Origin of the sequence: Rhizobium sp. P38BS-XIX (assembly GCF_012641435.1) — a bacterium.
GTDB lineage: Bacteria > Pseudomonadota > Alphaproteobacteria > Rhizobiales > Rhizobiaceae > Rhizobium.
The window spans coordinates 26,629-52,158 of the sequence record NZ_JABAIJ010000017.1 but is presented as its reverse complement, the minus strand read 5'-3'; the positions used below and the strand labels follow the sequence as shown (position 1 = coordinate 52,158).

The window sequence follows — 25,530 nt, the reverse complement described above, 5'->3', positions numbered from 1 at the left end:
CGCGCATGGGTGGACGACGAATCGGCCGCGTTAACCGCCATTCCATAAGATTTTACGAAAATTTTAGGTTAATTCTATCTTGCCGGGGATGGTGCGTTACCGCTGGCCGGAATTCCGATACAAGGCAGGCAATCAACAGTATTTCCTGCATGTCCATCGGCGTTCATTGACCATTTACGGGAACCCCAGCCGTGAACACCATAACTGTTGCTAATTCCAAGCCGCTCGATCCGTCGGACGAGGCGGCGCCGCTCGACTCCGTTGTCAGCCCAAGGGCACTGGGACCGGATCTGTTGCGGGCACTCGCCATTCTCCTCGTCATGCTCATGCATTTGCCGGCGGAGGCGACGCCATTGCCGCTTGCCGGCATCAGACCCTACGGTTGGATCGGCGTCGACATCTTCTTCGTCCTCAGCGGTTATCTCATCGGCCATCAGCTGATGGCGGAGGTCGCGCGCCGGCGTGCCATAGACATCCAGGCGTTTTATGTGCGCCGCGCATTCCGCATCCTGCCAGCCTTTCTGTTTGTGTTCGCCGTCTATGCCTTGGTCCCAGCCTTGCGCGATGGAACGATGATGACGTCTGCCTGGCGGTTTCTGACGTTCACGGCCAATTTCGGGCTCGATCCTCGACACGGCAGCACCTTTGTCGAGGCCTGGTCCTTGAGCGTCGAGGCACATTTCTACCTCATCCTCCCCGTGCTCGTCGTCTTGCTGAAGCGGCGCGCCACACCCGTTTTCATCGCTTGTCTGCTGGCGACAATCGTCATTGCCGGCATGGGCCTGCGATTTGCTATCTGGCAGGGCGATGTCGGTCCGGCCGCCGACATGCAGACCTACAGGGAGGCGCTCGCCATCTATTTCAAGGATATTTATTATCCGACTTACAATCGCATGGATGGGCTGACCTTTGGCGTGGTGCTGGCAGCGATCCGGCTGTTTAAGCCGCTGTTGTGGGAGCGGTATATGCCGCCTTACATTGCTCTCGGAATCGGCGGCATGTTGATGACGGCGGCACTGGTCATCTTTTCCATTCGCGGGCCATTTGCCGGAACCAACATGCTGCTCGTCGTCCAGCCTCTTCCTGGCGCCGTCGTCGGCTTTCCCTTGGTCTCGCTGGGTGTGACGCTCATTCTCGGCGCGTTGCTGGACCTGCAGCCGAAGATCGCGCGCTGGCGCCTGCCGGCCATCTCCGGCATCGCAATGCTGTCCTACAGCCTGTATCTGACGCACAAGGGCATTTATCACATCGATCAGATGGTCTTTGGCCGGGACAATCTCCAGGGGCTGTCCGGCTTTATCATCTATCTCGCCACCAGCTTCCTCGCCGCGGCGGCCCTCTGGTTTTTCATCGAGAGAAACTTCCTGATCCTGCGGGATCAGCTGGTGTCATGAACGCGCCGGGCCGGTGACACGTGACCATCAAAAGAAAGGCGGCCGATCGGCCGCCTCGGTTGATTACTTCTTTGCCCAGAGCACCTTGTAGCGGGCATTGCGGCAGGTTTCGCCGAACTCTCTGAAGTTCTCCGCCAGCACCGGCTCGTAAGGCAGGCCGCGATTGGCGACCAGCATCAGTCGGCCGCCGCCACGCAACGCCGAAGCGGCAGTCTTGATCATCGCCTGGCCGAGAGATGGCTCGGCAGCATGGCCTTCATGGAAGGGCGGGTTCATGATGATCAGGTCGTACTTGTCCTTGACGGGCTCGCTGGCCAGATCGTGCCAGAAGAAGCGCTGGGCGACATTCGGGCAATGCGATAGCAGATTGCCGCGCGCAGCCTCCAGAGCGCCGTAATGGGCCTCGTAGAGGTCAATACGCGCAATCCTCGGCGACTTGGTCGCAAGCTCGACGGAAAGGTAGCCCCAGCCGGCGCCGAAATCAGCAGCATCGCCGCTGAAGTCGGTCGGCAGGCGCGAAGCGAGCAGTTCGGAGCCGGCATCGACACGGTCATGGGAGAACATGCCGGGCGCCGTGGTGAAGCTATCGTCAACGCGGGTTGCCGGCTTGGCGAGCTGCGCGGTCAAAGGCTTGATATCGGCAGGGCGGCCAAACCAGAAGGCAACGCCATGATATTTCGGCATGTATTCGATCGTGAGACCGAAAGCTTCGACGCGCTTGCGCAACGGCTGGATGCCGTCTTCCTTGCCGCCGGCAACGACGATGAGACCGCCTTCTTTCACGCGAACAAGCGCTTCGGCGATATGATCCTCATTCTCGCCCTTATGCTTGCCGCAGAGCACCAGCGCGCCGTCATAGCCTTCGCCTTCGATTTCCGGTGTCACGTTGATGCGCTGCGCCTGCAGCTGGCGATAGAAGGGACGAAAGCCCTGGACGGCCGACAGCTCGGCGGCAAAGCCCTCGGGCAGAGCAAAGCCTGCCTCGGCGCCGAGAAACAGAATCCGCTGGCCTTCGCCGGGCGCGTCGACGGTGCCGGAGGCAAAGGGATGAAACAGGGTCTTCAGGGCGTCACGGCTCATGGGCTTGGTCTCGTCTTTGGAATGGGTTTCGTCTGTTGGATATGCGCCATCATCGTATTGTGTGCTTGCCCCTCACCCTAACCCTCTCCCCGTCGGAACGGGGAGAGGGGACCACGGAGCACGACAACATACCTCAACCCTGTAGGGGGAGAGGACGATCCAGCACGGTCGTTGTCCCCTCTCCCCGCGTGCGGGGAGAGGGTTAGGGTGAGAGGCCGGGCACATAGCTTCAGCGAAAGCAGGTTAGGCCGACGGCATTCAATATAAAAAGGGCGCGGAAAAGATCCCGCGCCCCGGAACTTGGATGAAGGCGCAGCTTACTCGGCCGCGTCGTCCTTCTTCTTGTCGGCGGCGATTTCCTGGCCGGTAGCCTGGTCGACGACCTTCATGGACAGGCGAACCTTGCCGCGTTCGTCGAAGCCGAGCAGCTTGACCCAGACCTTATCGCCTTCCTTGACGACATCCTGCGTCTTGGCAACGCGCTCGGAAGCGAGCTGCGAGATATGGACGAGGCCGTCACGGGCGCCGAAGAAGTTGACGAAGGCGCCGAAGTCGGCGGTCTTCACAACGGTGCCTTCGTAGATCTGGCCGACTTCCGGCTCAGCGACGATCGAGTGGATCCACTTGCGGGCCGCTTCGATTTCCTTGCCGGAGGACGAGGCGATCTTGACGGTGCCGTCGTCTTCGATGTTGATCTTCGCGCCGGTCTTTTCGACGATTTCGCGGATGACCTTGCCGCCGGAGCCGATGACTTCGCGGATCTTGTCGACCGGAATGTTCATGACCTCGATGCGCGGTGCGAATTCGCCGAGCTGGCCTCGGCTTTCGGTGATTGCCTTGGACATTTCGCCGAGGATGTGGGTGCGACCACCCTGTGCCTGGCCGAGAGCGACCTTCATGATCTCTTCGGTAATGCCGGCGATCTTGATGTCCATCTGCAGCGAGGTGATGCCGTCGGCCGTGCCGGCGACCTTGAAGTCCATGTCGCCGAGGTGGTCTTCGTCACCGAGAATGTCGGAGAGAACGGCGAAGCGATCGCCTTCCAGGATCAGACCCATGGCAATACCGGCAACCGGCTTGGCCAGCGGAACGCCAGCATCCATCAGAGCGAGCGAGGTGCCGCAAACCGTTGCCATCGAGGACGAGCCGTTCGACTCGGTGATCTCGGAGACGACGCGCAGCGTGTAGGGGAACTGTTCCGCCGTCGGCAGCATCGGGCGGATAGCGCGCCATGCGAGCTTGCCGTGACCGATTTCGCGACGACCCGGGGAACCCATGCGGCCGGTTTCGCCAACCGAGTAGGGAGGGAAGTTGTAATGGAGCAGGAAGCGCTCCTTGTACATGCCCGTCAGGCTGTCGACATACTGCTCGTCTTCGCCGGTGCCGAGCGTGGCGACGACGATTGCCTGCGTTTCACCGCGGGTGAACAGCGCCGAACCGTGCGTGCGCGGCAGGAGGCCGACTTCGGAGACGATCGGGCGAACGGTCGACAGGTCGCGGCCGTCGATGCGGCTCGAGGTGTCGAGGATGTTCCAGCGAACGATCTTCGCCTGCAGGTGCTTGAAGATGGCGCCGACTTCTTCGGCCGTGTACTTGGCTTCGCCTTCGGCCGGCAGGAAGTGTGCCTTGACCTTCGCCTTGACGGCGTCGACGGCGGCGTAGCGATCAGCCTTCTGGGTGATCTTGTAGGCATCGCGCAGTTCGGCTTCGGCGAGGCCGAGCATTTCCTTCTCAAGCTCGGAATAGTCTTCCGGCGTGAAATCGCGCGGCTCCTTGGCGGCAACTTCGGCGAGCTTGATGATTGCGTCGATCACCGGCTGGAAGCCGCGATGGCCGAACATGACGGCGCCGAGCATGACGTCCTCAGGCAGTTCCTTGGCTTCCGACTCAACCATCAGAACGGCGTCCTGCGTGCCGGCGACGACGAGGTCGAGGCTCGATTCGTCCATCTCGTCGAGATGCGGGTTCAGCACGTATTCGCCATTGATGTAGCCGACGCGAGCGCCGCCGACCGGGCCCATGAAGGGAACGCCGGAAAGTGTGAGCGCTGCGGAAGTGGCAACCATCGACAGAATGTCAGGGTTGTTTTCAAGGTCATGCTGGATGACGGTAACGACGACCTGCGTGTCGTTCTTGTAGCCTTCCGGGAAAAGCGGGCGGATCGGGCGGTCGATCAGGCGCGAGACCAGGGTCTCGTTTTCGCTCGGGCGTCCTTCGCGCTTGAAGTAACCGCCGGGGATCTTGCCGGCTGCGTAGGTCTTTTCCTGGTAGTTGACGGTGAGGGGGAAGAAATCCTGGCCCGGCTTCGGAGCCTTGGCGGAAACGACGGTGGCAAGAACCACGGTCTCGCCATAGGTGGCGACGACGGCGCCGTCAGCCTGGCGGGCGATCTTGCCGGTTTCCAGCTTGAGCGGGCGGCCTGCCCACTCGATTTCGACGGTATGGATATCGAACATATCTTATCCTTGCATTGTGCGGGAAAAGGCAGCGTCGCCGACACATTCGGCAAGGCGCATCTTCGACCACACGAAGTGTGACGCATCACGGGCAAGACAACGAGAAGCTTTCGAAAGTCGGCCGAAGCATGAAGCTTCGGCTGAAAGCATCCGGCAATCCTGCCCCATGACAGGTCAACGGTTGTTGTTGGCAGCACCGGCCCATCCGGGCTGCCGGCAGTTTCGCATCGCGCAGACACGGGGCGCGAGGGAAATCGGTCTTGAAGGGCATATCCTTCATAAACATCCGGCGGACGTTCAGGTGAACGCCCGCCGGAAATTCTATTAGCGGCGAATACCGAGGCTGGTGATCAGCTTGGTATAACGGCCTTCGTCCTTCTTCTTGAGGTAGTCAAGAAGCGAGCGGCGGCTGGAAACCATCGTCAGAAGGCCACGACGGGAGTGGTTGTCCTTCTTGTGGTCCTTGAAGTGGTCCGTGAGGTTGTTGATGCGCTCGGTCAGGATCGCAACCTGGACTTCCGGAGAACCGGTGTCGCCTTCGGCAGTTGCGTATTCCTTGATCAGCGCAGCCTTGCGCTCAGCAGTGATCGACATCGGATGGTCCTTTCTATGAGAGGAGATTAAAGTCGCCAAACGCCGGGATGTCGTCCAGCATTGGCCGCGAATGCAATCAGGCATGCCTGATGCTGGCGCTGCCTATAGACCATTTGAACTGCAAAGGGAAGAGCCGCCATTTCCCGGCTCTTCCGGCAGCATCGACAAGCGCCCGCAACCCATCGGGTGACGGCGGCGCTCGTTGCTCCATCGATCCTAGACGAAAACGCGCTTTGGGCGGAATTCGCCTTGGCCGATCTCGCCGATGGCGATCAGCTTGCCGCGTGCCGTGGCATAGGCCTCGGTCTCGGCAACCGGCGCATCGCGGCCGCGCACGAGGATCGGATTGCCCATCTTGAGGCGATGCGCCTGGTCGTCGTTGATGACGAGATGCGGCAGCGACGACAACGCTTCCGCCGTGTCGATCAGCAACGCGTCGAGAGCAGCGAGCCGCTCGTCGGCATCCTCGATGGATTCGAGCGCCACCAGATCGGCGAGCGGCACCATCGTCTCCTCGGCAAAGGGGGCGACGAAGCTGCGGCGCAAGCCGGAAATATGACCATAGCAGCCGAGTTCGCGGCCGAAGTCGCGGGCAAGCGCGCGCACATAGGTGCCCTTGCCGCACTCGACTTCAAAATGCGCCGTGTTGGCATCCGGGCAGGCCAGCAGCGTCAGGCGGAAGATTTCGACTTCGCGCGACGGAATTTCGACCGTCTCGCCCTCGCGGGCCAGATCGTAGGCGCGCTCGCCCGATATCTTGATGGCGGAGAACTGCGGCGGGATCTGGCTGATGACGCCGGTGTATTTCGGCAGCAGCGCCCGGATGTCCTCTTCGCTCGGACGCTTGTCCGACGACGCGGTTACTTCGCCTTCGAGGTCGTCGGTGGCGCGTTCCTCGCCCCAGGTCACCGTGAATTCATAGATCTTGCGGCCATCCATGACATAGGGCACGGTCTTCGTGGCGTCGCCAAGCGCGATCGGCAGCATGCCGGAGGCGAGCGGATCGAGCGTACCGGCGTGACCGGCCTTCTGCGCCTTGAACAGCCACTTGATCTTGGAAACGGCTTCGGTGGAGCCGAAATCGACCGGCTTGTCGAGGATGAGCCAGCCCGAAATCGGGCGGCCCTTGGGCTTGCGTTGCTTGGACATTCTCTGTCTCTGTTATTGATCTTGTTCGTTGTCGTCTTCGAGGTCGCGGCTGACCTCGGGCGAGCGCAGCAGCGCATCGATCTTCTTGTAATTGTCGAAGCTCGTATCATCACGGAAACGGACTTCCGGCATGTATTTCATCTGCCGGAGCTGCGGGCCGAGACGGCCGCGAATATATTTCGCGTGGCGGTTCAGCGCATCGATGACGCTGCCATGGTCGGCGACGCCGAGCGGCGTCACGAAGGCGGTGGCGATCTTCAGATCCGGCGACATGCGCACTTCGGAAATGGAGATCACGGTGCGCTCGATCAGGTCGTCGCGCACTTCGCCGCGCTGCAGAACCTGCGTGATCGCTGAGCGCACCTGCTCGCCGACGCGAAGCATGCGCTGCGAAGGCGCGGAAGAAGTTGGTCTGGTCATGGTTGTTCCGTTAGCAGCGTCCCATGGACGCGATAAAGGGGGTCAAATGACTCGATCCGGCGCAAAGGTCAAGGCTGGACAGGATTTGCGGCCCGCCAGAAGCCGAGAATCCTTGCGAAAGCGGCCCGTTGCTCGGCCTCGGAGGCAAAGGCTGATACCGGGATATAGGTCGCAAAGGATTCGAGATCGAATTCGATCCGCGTGTCACGAAAGCCGATATCGACGATCTCGCTCCAGGCGAGCCATATCGACGATTGCTGGGAATCCCAGGTGGCGCCCTTTGGCGTTATCGTCACAGTTATAAGAATATCGGGCCGTATGTGGGCTTGCATCATCGCCATCCGCCGCCGTCCCAGCCATCTGAAGTAGATCAGGATCAAGGCATAGAGGATCAGCGTCGGCACAAGCCAGATGATCGTCATGTCTCCCCTATGGATCAATGGCGATATATCGAAAACAGGAATGAACACGTAGGTTCGCAGCAAATCAAAAAAGACGGGCAGGGTGGCACCGACGGCGATTGCTGACAAGACAAGCACTACCGCCGCCTTTTGTGCGCTCGGAGCTCGGCGAGCGGCAAGGCGCCGCCCCACCTGACGCATCACGGTAACATGCTCAGCCGGTTGGCGCACGAAGGAGACGGTAATGGAATGATCGTCTTCAGGCTCGGTCGTCATGATGACAGCTCACAATTAGGCGGTTGACCCAAGAAAAAACCGCCGGTTTTGGCCGGCGGTTCTGATATTTCGCAAATCGAAGGATCGCTTACAGCGTGCGGGTAATATGCTCGACGCGGAAGCACTCGATCGTATCGCCGGCGCGAATGTCTTCGTAGTTCTCGAAGGCCATACCGCATTCCTGGCCGACGTTGACTTCCGACACTTCGTCCTTGAAGCGCTTGAGCGTCTTGAGCTTGCCTTCGTGGATGACGACGTTGTCGCGCACCAGGCGGACGCCGACGCCACGCTCGACCTTGCCTTCGGTGACGCGGCAACCCGCAACCTTGCCGACCTTCGTGATGTTGAACACCTCGAGGATTTCGGCATTGCCGAGGAAGGTTTCGCGACGCTCCGGCGAGAGCAGGCCAGACATTGCCGCCTTCACGTCATCCACCAGGTCGTAGATGATGTTGTAGTAGCGGATCTCGATGCCTTCGCGCTCCGCAAACGTGCGGGCCTGCGCATTGGCGCGGACGTTGAAGCCGATGATGGCCGCGTTCGAGGCTTCCGCCAGCGAAATGTCCGACTCCGTGATGCCGCCTGCGCCCGAATGGACGATGCGGGCCCGGACTTCGTCGGTGCCGAGCTTTTCGAGAGCGCCGGCAATGGCTTCGATCGAGCCCTGCACGTCGCCCTTGATGACAAGCGGGAATTCCTTCACGCCGACCGTCTGCAGCTGGGTCATCATCTGTTCAAGCGAACCGCGCTGGCCGGACTGACGGGCAGCCGCCTTGTCGCGCGCCAAGCGCTGGCGGTATTCGGAAATCTCGCGGGCGCGGCTTTCGTTTTCGACGACGGCGAACTTGTCGCCGGCCGCCGGCGTGCCCGACAGACCGAGAACTTCGACCGGCGTTGCCGGTGTTGCTTCCTTCACATGCTCGCCCTTGTCGTTGACGAGTGCGCGCACACGGCCCCACTGATCGCCGGCAACGACGATCTGGCCCGGACGCAGCGTACCCTTCTGGATGAGCACGGTTGCGACGGCGCCGCGGCCGCGATCCAGCTGGGCTTCGATAACGGTGCCTTCAGCCGTACGGTTCGGATTGGCCTTGAGGTCAAGGATTTCCGCCTGCAGCAGGATGGCTTCGAGCAGCTTGTCGAGGTTGGTGCCGTTCTTCGCGGAGACTTCCACGTCGAGCACTTCACCGCCCATGGATTCGACGAAGACTTCATGCTGCAGCAGTTCCGTGCGGACCTTCTGCGGATTGGCCTCGTGCTTGTCGATCTTGTTGATCGCGACGATGATCGGAACACCCGCTGCCTTGGCATGGCTGATCGATTCGATCGTCTGCGGCATGACGCTGTCGTCGGCCGCAACCACCAGGATCGCGATATCGGTCGCCTGGGCGCCGCGGGCACGCATTGCCGTGAAGGCGGCGTGGCCTGGGGTGTCGATGAAGGTGATCTTCTGACCGTTCTGCTCGACCTGATAGGCGCCGATATGCTGTGTGATGCCACCGGCTTCGCCCGAGACGACGCTGGTCTTGCGGATGGCGTCGAGCAGCGAGGTCTTGCCGTGGTCGACGTGACCCATGATGGTGACGACGGGCGGACGCGAAACCAATTCGCCGTCCTCGTCGGCAACGTTGAAGATGCCCTGTTCGATGTCGGATTCCGAAACGCGCTTGACCGTATGGCCGAATTCGCTGGCGATCAGCTCCGCCAGGTCGGCGTCGATGACGTCGCCCGGCTTCATCATCTGGCCTTCCTTCATCAGGAACTTGATGACGTCGACGGCGCGTTCGGACATGCGCTGCGATAGTTCCTGAATGGTGATGGTCTCCGGCAGCACGACTTCACGCGAAATCTTCTCGCGTGTTTCCTGCATCTGGCTGCGGCGGAATTTTTCCTGGCGGCGGCGCATGGCCGAAAGCGAGCGGCCGCGAGCGCTGCCGTCTTCGTCGACATTGGCCGTCGTGACCGTCAGCTTGCCGCGGCGACGTTCGTCTTCCGTCTTCGGGCGGGTGGTGACCGGCTTTGCCGGCTCAGGACGGGTGACCTTGCCGCGTATCGGAGCGCCACCACGAGGCGCGCTGCGATCGCTTTCTTCTTCGTTGACCCGACGGCGGTTGGCCGGGGCATCGGTCGCCGGAGCGCCTGGACGTGCCGTCTGCGGAGCCGCATCCGGGCGGCGCGCGACCACCGGAGCCGCAGCAGCTGGCTGCTGGGCCGCCGGCTTCGGAGCTTCGGCTGGCTTGGCGGCCTCCTCGACCTTGGCTTCGGCGGCGCGGGCTGCCTCTTCGGCGGCACGACGGACAGCTTCGGCCTCTTCGGCGATGCGGCGTGCTTCTTCTTCCCGGGCGCGGCGCGCTTCTTCCTCGGCACGGCGCACCGCATCGGCGGCGTCGCGAGCCTGGGCGTCGGCGAGGGCGCGACGGCGTGCGTCCATTTCGTCAGCGGACAGGTGGTTCAACACCACCGGGCGCGACGAACGCTCCTGCTGCGGGCGCTGCTGATAACCCTGATTGGATTGCCCAGGCCGCTGCTGCTGGCCACCGGGCTGATGAATGCGCGGTGCCGGCTGCGGCGGGCGCGGCGGCTGCGGCGTCGGTTCTGCAACGCGCGTCACCGACGGTGCGGCGGCAGGCGTCGTCGAACCGACGATCGGCTTTTCGTCTTCGGGGCGCAGGGGTCGGCGCTTGCGGGTCTCAACCACGACCGCCTTCGTGCGACCGCGGCCCATGTCCTGGCGCACGGTTCCCTGATTTACGCCTGACGGCTTCAGGGTGAGGGTCTTCTTACCCGATGCACTCAGCGTCTTGTCGTCTTGATTATCGGTCATTCCGTTCCTGTTCCTTCGGACAGGGCTCGGAAACGTCCGTCAGACCCTGTCGTTCAATGCATGTACCTTAATGAGGCGTCCGGCATAGGCCGGTGACCGCGTCATTGTTTTCGCCGGCCAGCGCCGCCCGTTGCCCGGGACTGACCGCCGTTGCGGTACCGTTCGAGCAGGTTTGCGCGCTTCACTACACCCTCACCCGCCTGCCCTGCAAGCGCTGCGGCATGGATAAAAGCATTCTGGCCCATCAGTTCTTCCATTTCCGCCTCCGTAAAGACACGGAACGAAGGTATTTCCTTTTCGGTTTCCATACCGAGATGCCAGGCCTTTCGCGCCTGGTCTATTTTACGAACGCCATCGGCAGCCGCGGCGATCGCATGGAACACGGCAAGTGCCGAGCCGTTGCGAACGGCACCATCAACCTTTGACGAGCCGCTGACTAACCGGCCCGCCTTGCGCGCCATGTGCATCATCCCGGCCAATTGCGCGACGAGAAGACGGTCGACGATGGCACCAAGATCTGCCGGTGCCGTCACCTCCGCCTTCAAGGCGCGAGAAAACAGTTTCTTCGCAACTGCCTTGTCCACCAATGCCCGGTCGAGCTTGACCCAGCATCCGCGTCCCGGCAGCTGCCGCTTCAGATCGGGAACGACTGTTCCGTCCGGAGCGGCGACGAAGCGGATCAACTCGTCGGGAGATCCGCTTTCGCGTGTTACGATGCACATGCGGCCGTTTACGCCATCACCGCCGAGGTCATCGTCCTCGGCCGGTGCGCCAGGCCCCTCGGTGCCCGTCATGCTTCCTGCTCGGTCTCATCCCCAGCAACCTCTTCCGTCTCGACGGCGAGATCGGCTTCGGTGATCCAGCCGGCCAGCAGGCGAGCCTGCACGACCATCTGTTCTGCTTCGACGCGCGAGACTTCGAGCTTGGAGAACAGGCCGTCGAACTTCTTCGTTTCGCCGTTCTTGCGTTCGCTCCAGCCGACGAGATCGTCCGCTGCGCAGCCCGCGAAGTCTTCGATCGTCTTGATGCCGTCCTCACCGAGGGCGACCATCATCTGTGCCGTCATGCCGTTGATCTCACGCAGTTCGTCGGCAACACCGAGCGATTTGCGCTTTTCGTCCATTTCGGCTTCGAGCTTCTCCAGATATTCGCGGGCGCGGGTCTGGATTTCCTGAGCGGTGTCTTCGTCGAAACCGTCGATGGAGGAGATTTCGTCGAGCTCGACATAAGCCAGTTCCTCGACGGCGGCAAAGCCTTCCGAAGCCAGAACTTGGCCGACCATTTCGTCGACGTCGAGCGCTTCCATGAACAGGTTCGTGCGCTCGTTGAATTCCTTCTGACGGCGCTCCGATTCCTCGGCTTCCGTCATGATATCGATGTCCCAGCCGGTCAGCTGCGAGGCGAGGCGGACGTTCTGACCGCGGCGGCCGATGGCCAGCGACAGCTGCTCGTCCGGCACCACGACTTCGATGCGCTCTGCATCTTCATCGAGGACGACCTTGGCGACTTCGGCCGGCTGCAGCGCGTTGACGACGAAATTCGCCGGCTCGTTGGACCAGGGAATGATGTCGATCTTTTCGCCCTGCAGTTCGCCGACGACGGCCTGAACGCGCGAACCGCGCATACCGACGCAGGCGCCGACCGGATCGATCGACGAGTCGTTCGAGATGACGGCGATCTTGGCGCGCGAACCCGGATCACGGGCAACCGACTTCACCTGGATGATGCCGTCATAGATTTCCGGCACTTCCATGGTGAAGAGCTTGACCATGAACTGCGGATGCGTGCGCGACAGGAAGATCTGCGGGCCGCGCTGTTCGCGGCGGACGTCGTAGACATAGGCGCGAACGCGGTCGCCATAACGGAAGTTCTCGCGCGGGATCATCTCGTCGCGGCGGATGATGCCTTCGCCACGGCCGAGGTCGACGATGACGTTGCCGTATTCGACGCGCTTGACGGTGCCGTTGACGATTTCGCCGACGCGATCCTTGAATTCGTCGAACTGGCGGTCACGCTCGGCTTCGCGAACCTTCTGGACGATGACCTGCTTGGCCGACTGAGCGGCGATGCGGCCGAAATCCATTGGCGGCAGCGGATCGGCGATGAAATCGCCAAGGGCTGCGTCCGGGTTGCGGTCGCGGGCCAGCTCCAGCGGGATCTGCGTGGAGTAATCTTCGGCCTTCTCGACGACTTCCAGCAGACGCTGCAGGCGAATCTCACCCGTCTTCGGGTTGATATCGGCGCGGATGTTCGATTCCGTGCCGTAACGCGAGCGCGCGGCCTTCTGGATCGCATCCGCCATTGCGGCAAGCACGATCTCGCGGTCGATGACCTTTTCGCGCGCCACTGCATCTGCGATCTGCAGAAGTTCTAGCCGGTTCGCACTGACTGCCATTGTCTTTAGTCTCCGTCTTCCTGCCCTAGGGTTCCCGTTCCGTCAGGCGGTTCGTTGATCGGTTATTCTTCGTCTTCGTCCGCTTCGTTCTGGTTCGCTGCCTCGGCTTTCGCCAGCTTGTCGGCGCGCAGCGCATCGCGGATGAGATCGTCCGTCAGGATCAGCTTGGCATCGGCCAGCGTGCTGAACGGAATGGTTACCTTCGGCTCTTCGCCGCGGGTCGCCTCATCGCGTTCGATCGTGAAGCCCTCGGCCTCGACAGCGACGATCTTGCCACGGAAACGCTTGCGGTTCTCGACGAGGATCGACGTTTCGCACTTGACGATGTGGCCGATCCAGCGCTGGAAATCCGACTTTCGCACCATCGGGCGGTCGATACCAGGCGAAGACACTTCGAGATGATACGCCTTATCGATCGGATCTTCCACATCCAGAACCGGCGAAATGGCGTTGGACGCCTCTTCGCAGTCCTCGACGGTCATGGTGCCGTCGTTGCGCTCGGTCATGACCTGAAGCGTCAAGCCGTTGAGATTCAAGAGACGCACGCGCACCAGGCGAAAGCCCATGCCCACGAGGACGGGCTCGATGATGGCGGCGACGCGCTGATCAAGGCCGGTTTCGACGATCAGCCTGGGTTCGTTGGTATTGTCTGCGTTTGTCACGTCCGACAAGCACTCACTCCTACAGTGTCCATGCATTCGGAGATCGAGCTAATAAAAAAGAGCGGGTCCTTGCGGCCCACTCTTCATCACACGATCAAGAATTTGATGCGGATATAAGCCCGTTTCCGGCAAATTGCAAGGCATTCGCGCCGAAAGCTGTTTGCCTGCCTATTTCAGCACGCCAAGCATGGAGCTGTCGGGATAGCAGGTCGGCTTCATGCCGCTCTTTTCCTGCCACTGGCCGATCGAGCGCCGCGTCTTGTAGCCGGGCAGGCCGTCAGTGCCGCCGACGTCATAGCCTTTGTGCTCCAAAGTCTTCTGCATGCCGGCGACATCCGAGCGCAGCATCTTGCCGACATCGCCCCATTTTTCCTGAAAGGCGCCGCCGCCATAAGCAATGCGGTCGGCGAGATTGCCGATGTAGAGGCCGTAGAGGTCGGAATTGTTGTATTCCTTGATGACGTAGAAATTCGGCGTCACGATGAATTCCGGGCCGTCACGACCGGCCGGCACCAGCATCATGCCGCTGGCGCGCAGCTCGTCCGAGGGAAATGCCTTGCCGGAAATCCGTGCGATCCCAAGCGCGGTCCATTGCGAGATCGGCTTGGCGAGGTCGGGGCCTTCCTGAGCACAGGACACATTTTGCGGAATGGTGACCTCATAACCCCATCCGCGGCCGCGCTGCCAGCCCTTCTGAACCATATAGTTGGCGATGGATGCCAGCGTATCCGGCACCGAGGTCCAGATGTTGCGATGGCCGTCGCCATCGAAATCGACGGCATATTTCAGATAGTTGGTCGGCATGAACTGCGGTTGACCGAGCGCGCCGGCCCAGGAGCCCCTGAACTGATCCGGCGTGACGTCGCCATGCTCGAGAATGCGAAGCGCTGCAATGATTTCGGTGCGGAACATGTCCTTGCGGGTGGACATGAAGGCCTTGGTCGCCAGCACCTGGATTGCCGAATTCGGGAGCTTGGCCACGCCAAAGCCGGTCTCGCGGCCCCAGATGGCCAGCAGGATCGGCCCTGGAACGCCATAGGTCTTCTCGATTTGCCGCAGCACCGATCCATATTGCGAGGCGAGGCTTCGCCCGGTCGCGGCCAGTTTCTGCAGGCGTGCCTCGTTGAAGTAGGGGGCAGGAGAGGAGAATTCCGCCTGCGTCTGCTTCTGCTCCTTGGGTTTTGGAAAGCCCGGCGGCACGAGATCGGGCAGATCCCAATTCAGCGTGACGCCGGCAAACGCAGCCTTGAAGGTTTTTTCCGAGATCCCGGCCTTGCGCGCTTCCGGCCAGAGATCCTTCTGGATCCAGACCTGAAACTGCGCCTCGACATCGGCTTTCGAAGCGGCGAGTGCCGGCAGAGGCGAGAGTGACAGGAGGGCAATGCAAAGCAGGGACAGAGGATATCGGATCATCATTGCGATCGTTTTGGATATGCTCAATCCATGCGTCATGCAGAATCCTTTCAAATCGCCGTTCGCGCCCTGAGCGCTGCCGTCAGCGTGCCTTCGTCGAGATAATCGAGTTCGCCACCAACCGGCACCCCATGGGCAAGACGGGTTATCTTGACCTCGAGGGCCGCCAGCTGGTCGGTTATATAGTGTGCTGTGGTTTGCCCTTCGACCGTGGCGTTGACAGCGATGATGATCTCGCGGACGCCGCCTTCGCCGACGCGCTCGATCAGCCCGCGAATGTTGAGATCGTCAGGCCCGACGCCGTCGAGCGGTGACAGGACGCCGCCGAGAACATGGTAGGCTGCGTTCATCGCGCCTGCGCGCTCCAGCGCCCAGAGATCGGACACATCCTCGACGACGATAATGACGGATTGGTCACGCCGGTCGTCGGTGCAGACGGTGCAGGGATCGACCGTGTCGACATTGCCGCAACGCGAGCAGATCTTCACCTTGTCGTATGCATCACCCATGGCATGGGATAATGGCCCGAGCAGCTGGTCCTTCTTCTTGATCAGATGCAGTGCCGCGCGCCGCGCGGAGCGCGGCCCGAGCCCAGGCACCTTCGCCAGAAGCTGGATCAGTTTTTCGATTTCGGGCCCGGTGACTCGCTTTGCCATGGGAGGCTTTTAGCTCATAAGCTCAAGGAACGGAATCACGGAAGGGACGGTTGACCGATGAAAATTCTGGCCGTTTGCCGAGGTGCCCCAGAAACGCTCCCGGGCAGGAAAACCAAAACCGGCATCAACAAGCATGCCGTCAGTGGCGCAGTGATGATCGACGAGCAGGGACTGCTCGGGGATGCCATCTGCAATCGCAAGCATCACGGCGGCCGCGACCAGGCCGTCTATGTCGAGGGTTCGCTGACCTTGGATTGGTGGGCAGGCGAGCTCGGATGCGCGCTGGAGCCGGGCGCTTTCGGCGAAAACCTGATCATCGAGGGTCTGGATAACCGCAATGTGGCTGTCGGAGACAAGTTCATAGCAGGCGATCTTGTTTTGGAGGTGACCTCGGCGCGTATTCCCTGTTCCACCTTCGCGGCGAAGAGAGGCGATCCACATTTCGTCAAGCGCTACACCCGTGCCGGACGGCCTGGCATCTATTGCCGGGTTCTCGAGAGCGGCACGGTGAGCGCCGACATGCAGGTCTCCTACATGCCCTACGAGGGTGGGAGGGTGACGATGCCGGAGATGATGGCGACGTTCGGCAGGCGGCTGTCGCCGGAAGATCGGTCGCGTTACCTCGCCGCACCGATCCATTACAAGCTGCGAGCGTTGATCGAAAGCGAGGCAGCCGCCTAGCGTCAGCGTATGGCGATTGCGACGGCCGCGCCCGCCATGGTGCCGGCGCTGGCACGATTGGCAATGCGCACGGCGCGGCGGCTCTTGAGGAAGGTTCTTGCCTTGGCGGCCAGGAGCGCCCAGGAGAAGTCGATGACGATGAGAACCGCAAACATCGTCGCCACCAGCTCCGCCCAGCCAGACATCGTCACGCCGTGCAGGTCGATGATCGAAGGCAGCAGCGCCACGTAGAACACCATGATTTTCGGATTGCCCATCGTGACCGTGAAACCGGCAAGGAAGAGGCGCGTCGCCGACTGTTCGTCCGGCAACTCCTCTCCCGTGGTATCGGTGGAGGCAAACCACATTTTCCAGGCGAGATAGAGCAGATAGGCAACGCCGAGCCATTTGATCGCGACGAAGGCGAGATGAAAAGTTTCGGCAATCGTCGCAAGGCCGGCAACGGCGCAGGTGAGCCAGATCGCTTCCCCGAGCCACATGCCGGACAGAAAAGGCAGCACGTTGCGTGCGCCCTTCGTCAACACGCGTGCCACGAGAGCAGCAATGTTAGGCCCTGGCGATCCCGCTGCAATGAACAAGGCACCGGCAAAAACAAGCAGCGTCGACAGCGTCATTGCATTCTCCGATCGGGCGCGTCAGGCGATATCCTGAAATAGCACCTTGCCTGAATTTTTCCAAACGTCCGGCTTTGTGTTCAGCGGAGCCATTCGTCGGTTAGTCTGTTAATTCGCCTCAGAAAGGCATCTTGAAGCCGGGCGGGATCGGCAGACCGGCCGTCAGTTCGCGGGTCTTCTCGGCGGCAATCGCCTCGGCCTTTTCCTGGGCATCCTTATTGGCGGCGACGATCAGATCCTCGAGGATCTCGACGTCATCTTCCTTGAAGAGCGACGGATCGATCTTGATGCCCATCATCACGCCTTTGCCGTTGACGGTTGCAGTGACGAGGCCGCCGCCGGCCTTGCCTTCGACGCGAATGTCGGCGATCTCCGACTGCATCTTCTCCATCTTGGCCTGCATTTCTTTTACTTTGCCCATCATGCCCATGATGTCGCGCATCGTCATTGATCCTTCTTCTCTATGCTTCCAATCTTACCGGCTGCGGTATACCGCCAGCCGCGCAGTCATTGAGACGAGCGGCTTTTGTCGTCACGCATCCTGCCTTTAGAATTCTATATCGTCGCCCGGTAGAATATCGCCATCGTCGGATTCGGCGACGGCCGGAGGTGCCTTGGCTTCCTCTTCGTCTTCCACTTCCGGAGCGCGAACCCGCACGTCGATGATCTTGGCGCCGGGAAATTGCGACAGGATCGCCGCCACATCCGGGTCCTGACGCGCATCGGCGACGCGCTGCTTCTGCGCATTCGCCTCGGCTTCGACCAGCGTCGGCTCACCCTCGTCGCGGCTGAGGCTGACGATCCAATGGATTCCCGTCCACTCTTTCAACTTGACGGCAAGCTCGTTGAGCAGCGTGCCCGGTGCCCCGGACGTCAGGTTGACATCAAGCCGACCTGGCTCAAGCCTGACGGGACGCACGAAAGTGCGCACGAGCGCCTTCACCTTCGGATCACGCTTCTGGCCGGCGAGTTCCGCGATGTCGGCCATCGAGTTGATCGGCACAAGCGGCTTCGGCGCCTCGGTGGGCTTCGGTTCGATGCGGCCGACAGGCTGAGACTCGGGCTGTGTGTTCGGCACGGAGCGCAGCATTGCGACCGGTGCGGAAGAGGCCGGGCGCGGCGCAGGTGTTTCAATCGCGCGAGCGACTGCGCTGCCCTGATAGGAGACGGCTCCGCCGCCATTGCCGCCGCTCGGAGAGGGGGACGGGCGTGAGCCGCCATTGTTTTCCGAGAATTCGGCAAGCCTGCGCGCCGCATCTTCCGGCGCCGGAAGATGCGCGGCGTGCGCGAGCCGGATCAGCACCATTTCGGCGGCGCCGGCGGTGCGTGAGGCGTTCTCGGTCTCGGCAATCCCCTTCAGAAGCATCTGCCAGATGCGGGACAGCGCCGTGACCGCAACTCCTTGCGCGAATTCCGCCGCTTTCGTGCGCTCGACTTCGCTGAGCGACGGATCGTCTGCGGCATCGGGTACATATTTGAGGCGGGTCACGAGATGGGTGAAATCAGCAAGGTCGGTGAGGACGACGACAGGATTCGCACCCGCTTCGTACTGGCTGTTGAATTCGGCAAGCGCTGCCGAAACATCACCTTTGACGACATGGCCGAAGAGATCGACGATGCGGGCGCGGTCGGCAAGCCCGAGCATTGCGCGCACGGCGTCTGCGGCAACGAAGCCGCTGCCGTGGGCAATCGCCTGGTCGAGCAGCGACAGGCCGTCGCGCGCCGAACCTTCGGCGGCCCGGGCGATCATGGCGAGCGCTTCCGGCTCGGCCTCGATGCCTTCCTTGCCGGCAATGGTGGTGAACAGCCCGACGAGGTCGGAGGCGCTGATGCGACGCAGATCGAAGCGCTGGCAGCGCGACAGCACCGTGATCGGCACCTTGCGGATTTCGGTGGTCGCGAAGATGAATTTTACGTGCTCGGGCGGCTCTTCGAGCGTCTTCAGCAGCCCGTTGAAAGCGGCCGTCGACAGCATGTGCACTTCGTCGATGATATAGACTTTGTAGCGCGCCGAAACCGGCCGGTAGCGCACCTGCTCGATAATCTCCCGGATATCGTCGATACCGGTGTGCGAGGCGGCGTCCATCTCGATGACGTCGACATGCCGGCCTTCCATGATCGCCTGGCAGTGGTCGCCGGGTTCACGCAGGTCGATTGTCGGCCGATCGATGTCAGCGGTCTTGTAGTTGAGGGCGCGCGCCAGAATGCGTGCGGTCGTGGTCTTGCCGACCCCGCGGACGCCGGTCAGCATATAGGCCTGGGCAATACGGCCGGTTTCGAACGCGTTGGTCAGCGTGCGAACCATCGGCTCCTGGCCGACCATCAGGTCTGTGAAGTCCTTGGGTCTGTATTTGCGGGCCAGCACCCGGTAACCGGTGCCGGTCGAAGCGGCATCTTTTGCTTGTCGCTCGGTGTCGCTCATCGCCCTGCTTTTTGCCCGGTGCCAAGCTATTGCCCGGCGCAAGCCGGGTTTTGCTTTCGGAAAGGGTGGGAGGCTGGCACGATGACCCGTGCCGGGCTCGTTAGGGCTGCTTCCTTCCGGACCTGACCCGGTTGGCGAGTGGCTCGTCCACCACCAACCTCCCGGATGCACATATCGGCAATATCGTCATCAAAAGCAAGCCAAGGTCAAAAAAAACTGCTAAACATTTGATAAAACAATGGAGGATGCCCCCTTGAAGGAGTTTACGCTCGACGATCGTCTGGCGAATGACAGCGTTTCGGTCGCCATCACAGGCCTTTGCGACGTGCGGCTGATGAAAGATCGGCGCTGGCCGTGGCTTGTGTTGATCCCTCGGCGGCCTGACAAATCGGAGGTTTTTGATCTGACCCCGCTCGATCGTGTCCTGCTGACCTTCGAAACGGATAAGGTTGCCAGCGCCCTGAAGACACTGACGGGTGCGACAAAAATCAACGTTGGGGCACTTGGAAATATCGTCCGGCAGCTTCATGTTCATGTCATCGCGCGGTTCGAAGGTGATGCCAACTGGCCGGGTCCCGTCTGGGGCTACGGCAAGGCCGAGCCCTATTCGGACGAAGACATGAACAGCCTCATAGCCAAGTTGCGGGACACGCTTTCACAATGAGCCATTCCATCTTTTCCTCGGATGCCCCCCATCCGGAAGCCAGCAGTCTCACCGCTTTCGCGGAAAACCAGCTCAACCGGGATGCCGAGCATCGCGACGAGGAAACGATCAAGCATGCGCTCGCCAAGGAAGGCACGCATATTCTGGCCTTTGCCCAGGAACGCCTGGTGCTGAAGCATGACGGGCAGGTGCTCGATCCGTTGTTTGCCCGCTATGAGCTGAATGACCTCAACCCGGATTGGGAGGCGGCCGTGTTGCTCGGCTACCGCAAGACCGGCGAGCCCCGGCTCGCCGTGCCGGTGCGGGTCAACGCCGACGAACTTGCCAGCCAGTACAAGCCTGCCGACATGCGTTCTCTGTGGCGCGATCTTCTGCTGGAAGGCGAGATCCTCGGTGAGGCCGCGCAGGGCATGAGCCTCCTTCGCTGGAACAGCGACAATCGCTTCTGCGGCCGGTGCGGCTCCGTCATGGCAAGCCGCATCGGCGGCTACAAACGCGTCTGCACGGCCTGCGAACATATGATTTTCCCGCGGACCGATCCTGTCGTCATCATGCTTGTTATCGACGAGGAACGGAATCGCTGCCTGCTGGGCCGCAGCCATCATTTTGCGCCCGGCATGTACTCCTGTCTTGCCGGCTTCCTTGAGCCGGGAGAAACCATAGAGAGTGCCGTGCGCCGCGAAACCCATGAGGAATCCGGCATTCAGATTGGGCGCGTTCGCTATCACGCGTCGCAGCCCTGGCCGATGCCGCACTCGCTGATGATCGGCTGTTATGCCGAGGCGAAGTCGACGGATATTCATATCGACGAGGCCGAACTCGAGGATTGCCGCTGGTTTACGCCGGAGGAGACACTTGCCATGCTTGACCGCGTTTCAGCCTCCGGAAACACCTCTCCACCCAAGGGCGCCATCGCCCATCGCCTCATGCGCGACTGGGTGGAGTGGAAGCGATAAGGCTTTGCCGCCATGGCACGCTCGGAACGCTTGCTGACGCTCTTGCAGACGTTGCGCCGCTACCGCCGCCCCGTCAGTGGCGCCGTGCTTGCGGAGGAAACCGGGGTCAGCCTGCGCACGCTTTATCGCGATATCGCCAGCCTGCAGTCGCAGGGTGCGATGATCGAAGGCGAGCCGGGTATCGGCTACGTGCTGAAGCCCGGCTTCATGCTGCCTCCGATGATGTTCTCGCAGGATGAGATCGAGGCGCTGGTGCTGGGATCGCGGTGGGTCGCGCGCGCGACCGACGCCCGTCTGGCTGCCGCAGGAACCGATGCTCTCGCCAAGATCGCCGCCGTGCTGCCCGCGGAAATGCGCGAGGCGATCGACCAGGCGGCCGTGGTCGTGGCCACGCGCCGTATCACCGAGGACAAGGCCGATCTTTCGCTCATGCGCAAGGCGATCCGAACGGAGCGCATGGTGCAATTGACCTATGGCGACGTCAACGGCGCCATCTCGACCCGGCGTATCTGGCCCTTTGCACTCGGCTATTTCGATAATGCGCGCATCGTCATGTCCTGGTGCGAGCTGCGCCAGGATTTCCGCCATTTTCGTGCCGATCGCATCGTCGACTTTGCCGTCCTGGAGGCGCGCTATCCCCGTCGCCGCGTGACCCTCGCCAGGGAATGGCATGCCCGCGAAGGTGTCGTTCACGATTGATCGACAGAGGCAACGCTACTGCCAGAAACTGTCAGCATGCACCTCTATGATCTCTCCATCCAAACAGGAAGGAGGACGATCATGGCAAGCAACGTTTTCATGTCCACGAAGCAGGCGCATCGCGGCGCGGCCGAGGCCCGCAAGGGCGGAACTGTCACACCAACGGCATGGCCGGCTCGTCTCTCGCAGGTCGTTCTTGGTTACTTCAACCATCGCTGGAACCGTCTCGATATCGAGGAAGCGCCCAGTTCCGTAAAACGAGATCTCGGCTTCCTGGACGGTCACGCCCCTTACCGTGAGGAAGACCGGATGCACTGATCGCATCCGCGAACAGACGTCTCACAACCAACACGCTTCATCGCATTTCCAACCGGCAGGCTCCGCTGTGTCTGCCGGATCGCATGCCCCTGCCTTCATATCCATCCAGAACGAGAGGAATATTCAAATGACCAGCCCGAACCTCATCATTTTCTACGTCAAGGATCCCGGCGAAAGCGCGCCGTTCTATCGCGATCTGCTTGGCCGGGAACCGGCTTTCGCGTCTCCGAACTTCGTGGCCTTTTCGCTCGGCAACGGCTTCAATCTCGGCCTCTGGCGCCGCAGCAGTGTCGAGCCGCAACCCTCCGCCATCGGCAATCGTGGCGAACTCGGCTTCATGGTCGAAGGCACTGGTGCGGTCGAGCAGCACTACAAGGACTGGAAGGCGCGCGGCCTGCCGATTGCGCAGGAGCTGACGACGATGGATTTCGGCCCGACCTTCGTGGTGCTCGATCCGGACGGCCATCGTCTCCGCGTTTGTGAGCCGGATAAATAAGTTCAGACGCGGCTTGCCCTTCACCTAGTCTCCCCCTCGAGAGAAGATTGTCGAAAGGCTGGGTGAGGGGCGTCGAGCAGTCATGCCGATGAACCGGTTGACTTGTGAGGCTTCCAAGGGAAACTGGGCAATGAAATCAGAGCTTAGCGGGGGCCAAATTGCTGCATCATATTTCGTTCGGCGTTTCTGACATGAAGCGAGCGGCTGCGTTCTATGACGCGGCTTTCGCGCCGCTGGGGTATGTCAGGGTTTGGGAGGACTTGAACCCCGGCGATCCAGACCAGGCGATCGGCTACGGTCCTGCGGGCGGTGGCGACAAGTTTGCTATCAAGTTGCGTGGCAAGGAAGCGCGCGCTCCGGGCTCGGGCTTTCATCTGGCCTTTGCCGCGCCGAGCCGAGATGCGGTTGTTCGTTTCCACGAAGCGGCGCTTGCCCATGGCGGGACGGACAACGGACCGCCGGGGCTTCGGCCGCATTACGGGCCAAGCTACTTTGCCGCCTTCGTCGTCGATCCGGATGGCCATCGCATCGAAGTCGTGACCAAGGCCGCAGAATAGCTGCGGCCTAGAGATCGCCGCGCATCGGATGGCCCTTGTAGACTCCAAGAATTCGAACTTTTTCGGAGAAGAAGCGCAGTTCCTCAAGCGCACGGCGCACATGCACATCCGAGGGGTGGCCCTCGATATCGGCATAGAACTGCGTTGCTACAAAACGGCCGCCGAGCTGATAGCTTTCCAGCTTCGTCATGTTGATGCCGTTGGTGGCGAAACCGCCAAGCGCCTTGTAGAGCGCGGCTGGAATGTTGCGGACGTTGAAGACGAAGGTCGTGACGATCTTTTCGTCCGGAGACGTGCGCTCGGCCCAGTTTTCGTCGCGCGACAGCACGACGAATCGGGTCATGTTGTTTTCGGTGTCTTCGACATTCTCTGCGATGATTTCGAGGCCATAGAGATCGGCGGCGAGCCGCGGCGCCAACGCCGCCATGCTGCGATCGCCGGTTTCCTGCACCAGCTTCGCCGCGCCTGCGGTATCGCCGGCGATAACGGGCTTCCAGCCGTTGGCGCGCACGATGTTGCGGCATTGCCCGAGCGCATGGATATGGCTGTGCACTGTGCGGATCTCTTCCTTCTTCACGCCGGGCAGCACCATCAGCTGGAAGCGAATCGGCATGAAATATTCGCCGATGATATGCAGGCGCGATTCCGGCAGCAGATGATGGATGTCGGCGACACGACCGGCGATCGTATTTTCGATCGGAATCATGCCGAGATCCGCCTCGCCATTGTCGATGACGGTGAGCGCGTCCTCAAAGGTCTGGCAGGGCAACGGCTCCATGGTCGGGAACATGTCACGGCTGGCCATATCGGAATTGGCGCCGTAGTCGCCCTGGAAGGAGATCCTGTTGGTCTTGGTAATCATGGAGTTGCCCTTGGGGGAATGCCGTCAGTGAGAAGCGGCGGAAAGGATGCGTCTGGCCTTTTCGAGGTCGGCGGGAGTATCGACACCGAGCGGGATCGTGTCAACGATCTCGACATCGATGCGCATGCCGGCTTCCAGCGCCCGCAGCTGCTCGAGTGATTCGCGCCGTTCCAGCGGCGACGGGCCGAGGCTGACGAATTTTGCGAGCGCCTCGCGGCGATAGGCGTAAAGGCCGATGTGGTGATAGAGCGGCCCGTTGCCGTAAGGGGCGGTGGTGCGGGTGAAGTACAGAGCCCGCATGCGCTCGGGCGAAATGGCCGATCCGACCACCTTGACGACGCTCGGCGCGGTCTTTTCGTCCTCGTCCTTGATCTCGACCGTCAGCGTCGCGATGTCGACGGCGGGGTCGTTGAGCGGGCGCAGCGACGCGCGGATCGTTTCGGGATCGATTGTGGGAAGGTCGCCCTGCACGTTGACGACGATCTCGGCGCGGCCTTCCGGATCGATGGCTTGCAGCGCCTCATAAATGCGATCCGATCCGGATTGATGATCCGTGCGTGTCATCACCACCTCGAAGCCGGCATCGGCAACGGCAGCAAACGTGTCCTCGTGGTCGACGGCGACGACGATGCGACCGATCGCCGCCTCGCGTGCGCGCTTGGCAACCTGTACGATCATCGGCAGACCGCAAATATCGGCCAAAGGCTTGCCAGGCAGGCGGGTGGAGGCCATGCGAGCGGGAATAAGGACCAGCGTCTTGTCTAAATTTGAATCTGTCATTCTTGGGCCTTCTATTCCCGCAGGAAAAGTGTCAAAACGTCTCATGGTGGAGACCGTTTACAGAGTTGCAAGAAACAGTCAAAAGACATAGGTTTCGCGCGAATTCAAGATGGGCCGGCGGAGGATGCTGGCGGCGAGGGGAGCATAGCAGATGAATTCATCCTACGTGAACATGGGAGTCGGGGCGCTTTTGGCTTCGCTTTTCGTGTTGAAGTCCGTGTCGCTCGCGTCAGGATTTATTTTCCATTCAGAGGCACCGGAAAAGCCCGGTTTCGCCATCGTCGCGACCGAAGAGCCGGCTGCGGGTGGGGACAAGGCTGCGGCTGCCAAGGCGGAAACGCCGATCGCTCAGCTGCTGCAGAAGGCTGATGCCAAGGTCGGCGAAACGATCTTCAAGAAGTGTCAGGCCTGTCATTCCGGAGAGAAGGGAGGGCCAAACAAGGTTGGCCCCGATCTATGGGGTGTTGTCGATCGCCCTGTCGGCGAACATGAGGGCTTTGCCTACTCGTCCGGCATGAAGGACTTCTCCAAGGGTGGTTCGGAGAAGTGGACCTACGATCACCTCTATCACTTCCTGGCCGCTCCGAAGAAGTTCGTTGCAGGCACTGCGATGGGCTTTGCCGGCCTGCCGAAGGAAGAGGATCGTGCCAACGTGATTGCCTATCTGCGTACGCTCGCCGATACGCAGGTGCCGCTGCCGGATCCGAACGCGCCGGCCGCTACGAACTAAGATCATCCGTATACTGGATTTAAAACCCGGC

The 25,530-nt window shown here is 61.3% G+C and carries 26 protein-coding genes and 1 other RNA gene; 9 read left to right on the top strand and 18 right to left on the bottom strand.

Going from position 1 to position 25,530, the window contains the following annotated elements; all coding sequences use genetic code 11:
• Nucleotides 1–191 precede the first annotated feature (191 nt).
• Entirely contained in the window at nucleotides 192–1,394 is a 1,203-nt protein-coding gene (locus HGP17_RS31740) for an acyltransferase (RefSeq protein ID WP_168815683.1), read from the top strand.
• A gap of 63 nt (nucleotides 1,395–1,457) precedes the next feature.
• Here the strand turns inward: HGP17_RS31740 and HGP17_RS31735 are convergent, their stop codons facing one another.
• The 12 genes from HGP17_RS31735 to recR all read right to left on the bottom strand — a co-directional run bounded on the left by HGP17_RS31735 (nucleotide 1,458) and on the right by recR (nucleotide 15,720).
• Nucleotides 1,458–2,474 carry a class I SAM-dependent methyltransferase gene (locus tag HGP17_RS31735; protein WP_168815681.1) on the bottom strand — a complete coding sequence of 339 codons (1,017 nt, stop codon included), beginning with the start codon at nucleotides 2,472–2,474 and terminating at the stop codon, nucleotides 1,458–1,460.
• Between the two features lie 317 nt (nucleotides 2,475–2,791).
• Complete coding sequence (pnp, locus tag HGP17_RS31730) at nucleotides 2,792–4,930, bottom strand: polyribonucleotide nucleotidyltransferase (RefSeq protein WP_168815679.1); 2,139 nt, start codon at nucleotides 4,928–4,930, stop codon at nucleotides 2,792–2,794.
• Between the two features lie 324 nt (nucleotides 4,931–5,254).
• Nucleotides 5,255–5,524 carry a 30S ribosomal protein S15 gene (gene rpsO, locus HGP17_RS31725; protein ID WP_004127740.1) on the bottom strand — a complete coding sequence of 90 codons (270 nt, stop codon included), beginning with the start codon at nucleotides 5,522–5,524 and terminating at the stop codon, nucleotides 5,255–5,257.
• A 216-nt stretch (nucleotides 5,525–5,740) separates the two neighbouring features.
• Nucleotides 5,741–6,673 (bottom strand): tRNA pseudouridine(55) synthase TruB, encoded by a 933-nt coding sequence (truB, locus tag HGP17_RS31720; RefSeq protein ID WP_168815677.1) that lies wholly within the window; start codon nucleotides 6,671–6,673, stop codon nucleotides 5,741–5,743.
• 12 nt (nucleotides 6,674–6,685) lie between these two features.
• Nucleotides 6,686–7,093 carry a 30S ribosome-binding factor RbfA gene (gene rbfA, locus HGP17_RS31715; protein WP_168815675.1) on the bottom strand — a complete coding sequence of 136 codons (408 nt, stop codon included), beginning with the start codon at nucleotides 7,091–7,093 and terminating at the stop codon, nucleotides 6,686–6,688.
• A 68-nt stretch (nucleotides 7,094–7,161) separates the two neighbouring features.
• On the bottom strand, nucleotides 7,162–7,770 hold the full coding sequence (locus tag HGP17_RS31710) for a hypothetical protein (protein ID WP_168815673.1): 609 nt from the start codon (nucleotides 7,768–7,770) through the stop codon (nucleotides 7,162–7,164).
• 88 nt (nucleotides 7,771–7,858) lie between these two features.
• The gene (infB, locus tag HGP17_RS31705; RefSeq protein WP_168815671.1) at nucleotides 7,859–10,594 is read right to left on the bottom strand and encodes a translation initiation factor IF-2; all 2,736 of its coding nucleotides are present in this window, start codon (nucleotides 10,592–10,594) and stop codon (nucleotides 7,859–7,861) included.
• Nucleotides 10,595–10,695: 101 nt separating this feature from the next.
• Nucleotides 10,696–11,388 (bottom strand): RNA-binding protein, encoded by a 693-nt coding sequence (locus HGP17_RS31700; protein ID WP_168815669.1) that lies wholly within the window; start codon nucleotides 11,386–11,388, stop codon nucleotides 10,696–10,698.
• The gene (nusA, locus tag HGP17_RS31695) at nucleotides 11,385–12,989 is read right to left on the bottom strand and encodes a transcription termination factor NusA (protein ID WP_168815667.1); all 1,605 of its coding nucleotides are present in this window, start codon (nucleotides 12,987–12,989) and stop codon (nucleotides 11,385–11,387) included. Before nusA ends, HGP17_RS31700 begins: the two co-directional genes overlap by 4 nt.
• Before the next feature lie 62 nt (nucleotides 12,990–13,051).
• Nucleotides 13,052–13,660, bottom strand: a complete 609-nt coding sequence (gene rimP / locus HGP17_RS31690) for a ribosome maturation factor RimP (protein WP_168815665.1) — start codon at nucleotides 13,658–13,660, stop codon at nucleotides 13,052–13,054.
• A 159-nt stretch (nucleotides 13,661–13,819) separates the two neighbouring features.
• A complete protein-coding gene (locus HGP17_RS31685) occupies nucleotides 13,820–15,067 on the bottom strand; it encodes a lytic murein transglycosylase (RefSeq protein WP_168815802.1) in 1,248 nt (415 codons plus the stop codon).
• A 47-nt stretch (nucleotides 15,068–15,114) separates the two neighbouring features.
• Nucleotides 15,115–15,720, bottom strand: coding sequence for a recombination mediator RecR (gene recR / locus HGP17_RS31680; RefSeq protein ID WP_168815663.1), 606 nt, complete (start codon nucleotides 15,718–15,720; stop codon nucleotides 15,115–15,117).
• 57 nt (nucleotides 15,721–15,777) lie between these two features.
• On the opposite strand from recR, the gene HGP17_RS31675 reads away from it, so the two are divergent.
• Nucleotides 15,778–16,401 (top strand): MOSC domain-containing protein, encoded by a 624-nt coding sequence (locus HGP17_RS31675; protein ID WP_168815661.1) that lies wholly within the window; start codon nucleotides 15,778–15,780, stop codon nucleotides 16,399–16,401.
• 2 nt (nucleotides 16,402–16,403) lie between these two features.
• Here HGP17_RS31675 and HGP17_RS31670 read toward each other — a convergent pair whose 3' ends face one another.
• The 4 genes from HGP17_RS31670 to ffs all read right to left on the bottom strand — a co-directional run bounded on the left by HGP17_RS31670 (nucleotide 16,404) and on the right by ffs (nucleotide 19,599).
• Entirely contained in the window at nucleotides 16,404–17,015 is a 612-nt protein-coding gene (locus HGP17_RS31670; RefSeq protein WP_168815659.1) for a LysE family translocator, read from the bottom strand.
• 118 nt (nucleotides 17,016–17,133) lie between these two features.
• Nucleotides 17,134–17,457: a YbaB/EbfC family nucleoid-associated protein gene (locus tag HGP17_RS31665; protein ID WP_168815800.1), complete on the bottom strand. Its 324-nt coding sequence runs from the start codon at nucleotides 17,455–17,457 to the stop codon at nucleotides 17,134–17,136.
• 105 nt (nucleotides 17,458–17,562) lie between these two features.
• Nucleotides 17,563–19,437 carry a DNA polymerase III subunit gamma/tau gene (locus HGP17_RS31660; protein WP_168815657.1) on the bottom strand — a complete coding sequence of 625 codons (1,875 nt, stop codon included), beginning with the start codon at nucleotides 19,435–19,437 and terminating at the stop codon, nucleotides 17,563–17,565.
• Nucleotides 19,438–19,502: 65 nt separating this feature from the next.
• Nucleotides 19,503–19,599: signal recognition particle sRNA small type (gene ffs, locus HGP17_RS31655), an RNA gene on the bottom strand.
• A gap of 91 nt (nucleotides 19,600–19,690) precedes the next feature.
• On the opposite strand from ffs, the gene HGP17_RS31650 reads away from it, so the two are divergent.
• The 6 genes from HGP17_RS31650 (at nucleotide 19,691) to HGP17_RS31625 (ending at nucleotide 23,127) form a co-directional block, all read left to right on the top strand.
• Nucleotides 19,691–20,101 (top strand): HIT family protein, encoded by a 411-nt coding sequence (locus HGP17_RS31650; RefSeq protein WP_168815655.1) that lies wholly within the window; start codon nucleotides 19,691–19,693, stop codon nucleotides 20,099–20,101.
• A complete protein-coding gene (nudC, locus tag HGP17_RS31645; RefSeq protein WP_168815653.1) occupies nucleotides 20,098–21,057 on the top strand; it encodes an NAD(+) diphosphatase in 960 nt (319 codons plus the stop codon). Before HGP17_RS31650 ends, nudC begins: the two co-directional genes overlap by 4 nt.
• 12 nt (nucleotides 21,058–21,069) lie before the next feature.
• On the top strand, nucleotides 21,070–21,756 hold the full coding sequence (locus HGP17_RS31640) for a YafY family protein (protein ID WP_168815651.1): 687 nt from the start codon (nucleotides 21,070–21,072) through the stop codon (nucleotides 21,754–21,756).
• Nucleotides 21,757–21,837: 81 nt separating this feature from the next.
• Nucleotides 21,838–22,074 (top strand): hypothetical protein, encoded by a 237-nt coding sequence (locus tag HGP17_RS31635; protein WP_168815649.1) that lies wholly within the window; start codon nucleotides 21,838–21,840, stop codon nucleotides 22,072–22,074.
• A gap of 127 nt (nucleotides 22,075–22,201) precedes the next feature.
• Complete coding sequence (locus HGP17_RS31630) at nucleotides 22,202–22,570, top strand: VOC family protein (protein ID WP_168815647.1); 369 nt, start codon at nucleotides 22,202–22,204, stop codon at nucleotides 22,568–22,570.
• 158 nt (nucleotides 22,571–22,728) lie between these two features.
• The gene (locus HGP17_RS31625; RefSeq protein WP_168815645.1) at nucleotides 22,729–23,127 is read left to right on the top strand and encodes a VOC family protein; all 399 of its coding nucleotides are present in this window, start codon (nucleotides 22,729–22,731) and stop codon (nucleotides 23,125–23,127) included.
• Nucleotides 23,128–23,134: 7 nt separating this feature from the next.
• Here the strand turns inward: HGP17_RS31625 and HGP17_RS31620 are convergent, their stop codons facing one another.
• Nucleotides 23,135–23,989 (bottom strand): prephenate dehydratase, encoded by an 855-nt coding sequence (locus tag HGP17_RS31620; protein WP_168815643.1) that lies wholly within the window; start codon nucleotides 23,987–23,989, stop codon nucleotides 23,135–23,137.
• Between the two features lie 24 nt (nucleotides 23,990–24,013).
• Nucleotides 24,014–24,769 (bottom strand): 3-deoxy-manno-octulosonate cytidylyltransferase, encoded by a 756-nt coding sequence (locus HGP17_RS31615; protein WP_168815641.1) that lies wholly within the window; start codon nucleotides 24,767–24,769, stop codon nucleotides 24,014–24,016.
• Nucleotides 24,770–24,920: 151 nt separating this feature from the next.
• On the opposite strand from HGP17_RS31615, the gene HGP17_RS31610 reads away from it, so the two are divergent.
• Complete coding sequence (locus tag HGP17_RS31610; RefSeq protein WP_168815639.1) at nucleotides 24,921–25,499, top strand: cytochrome c family protein; 579 nt, start codon at nucleotides 24,921–24,923, stop codon at nucleotides 25,497–25,499.
• Nucleotides 25,500–25,530 lie beyond the last annotated feature (31 nt).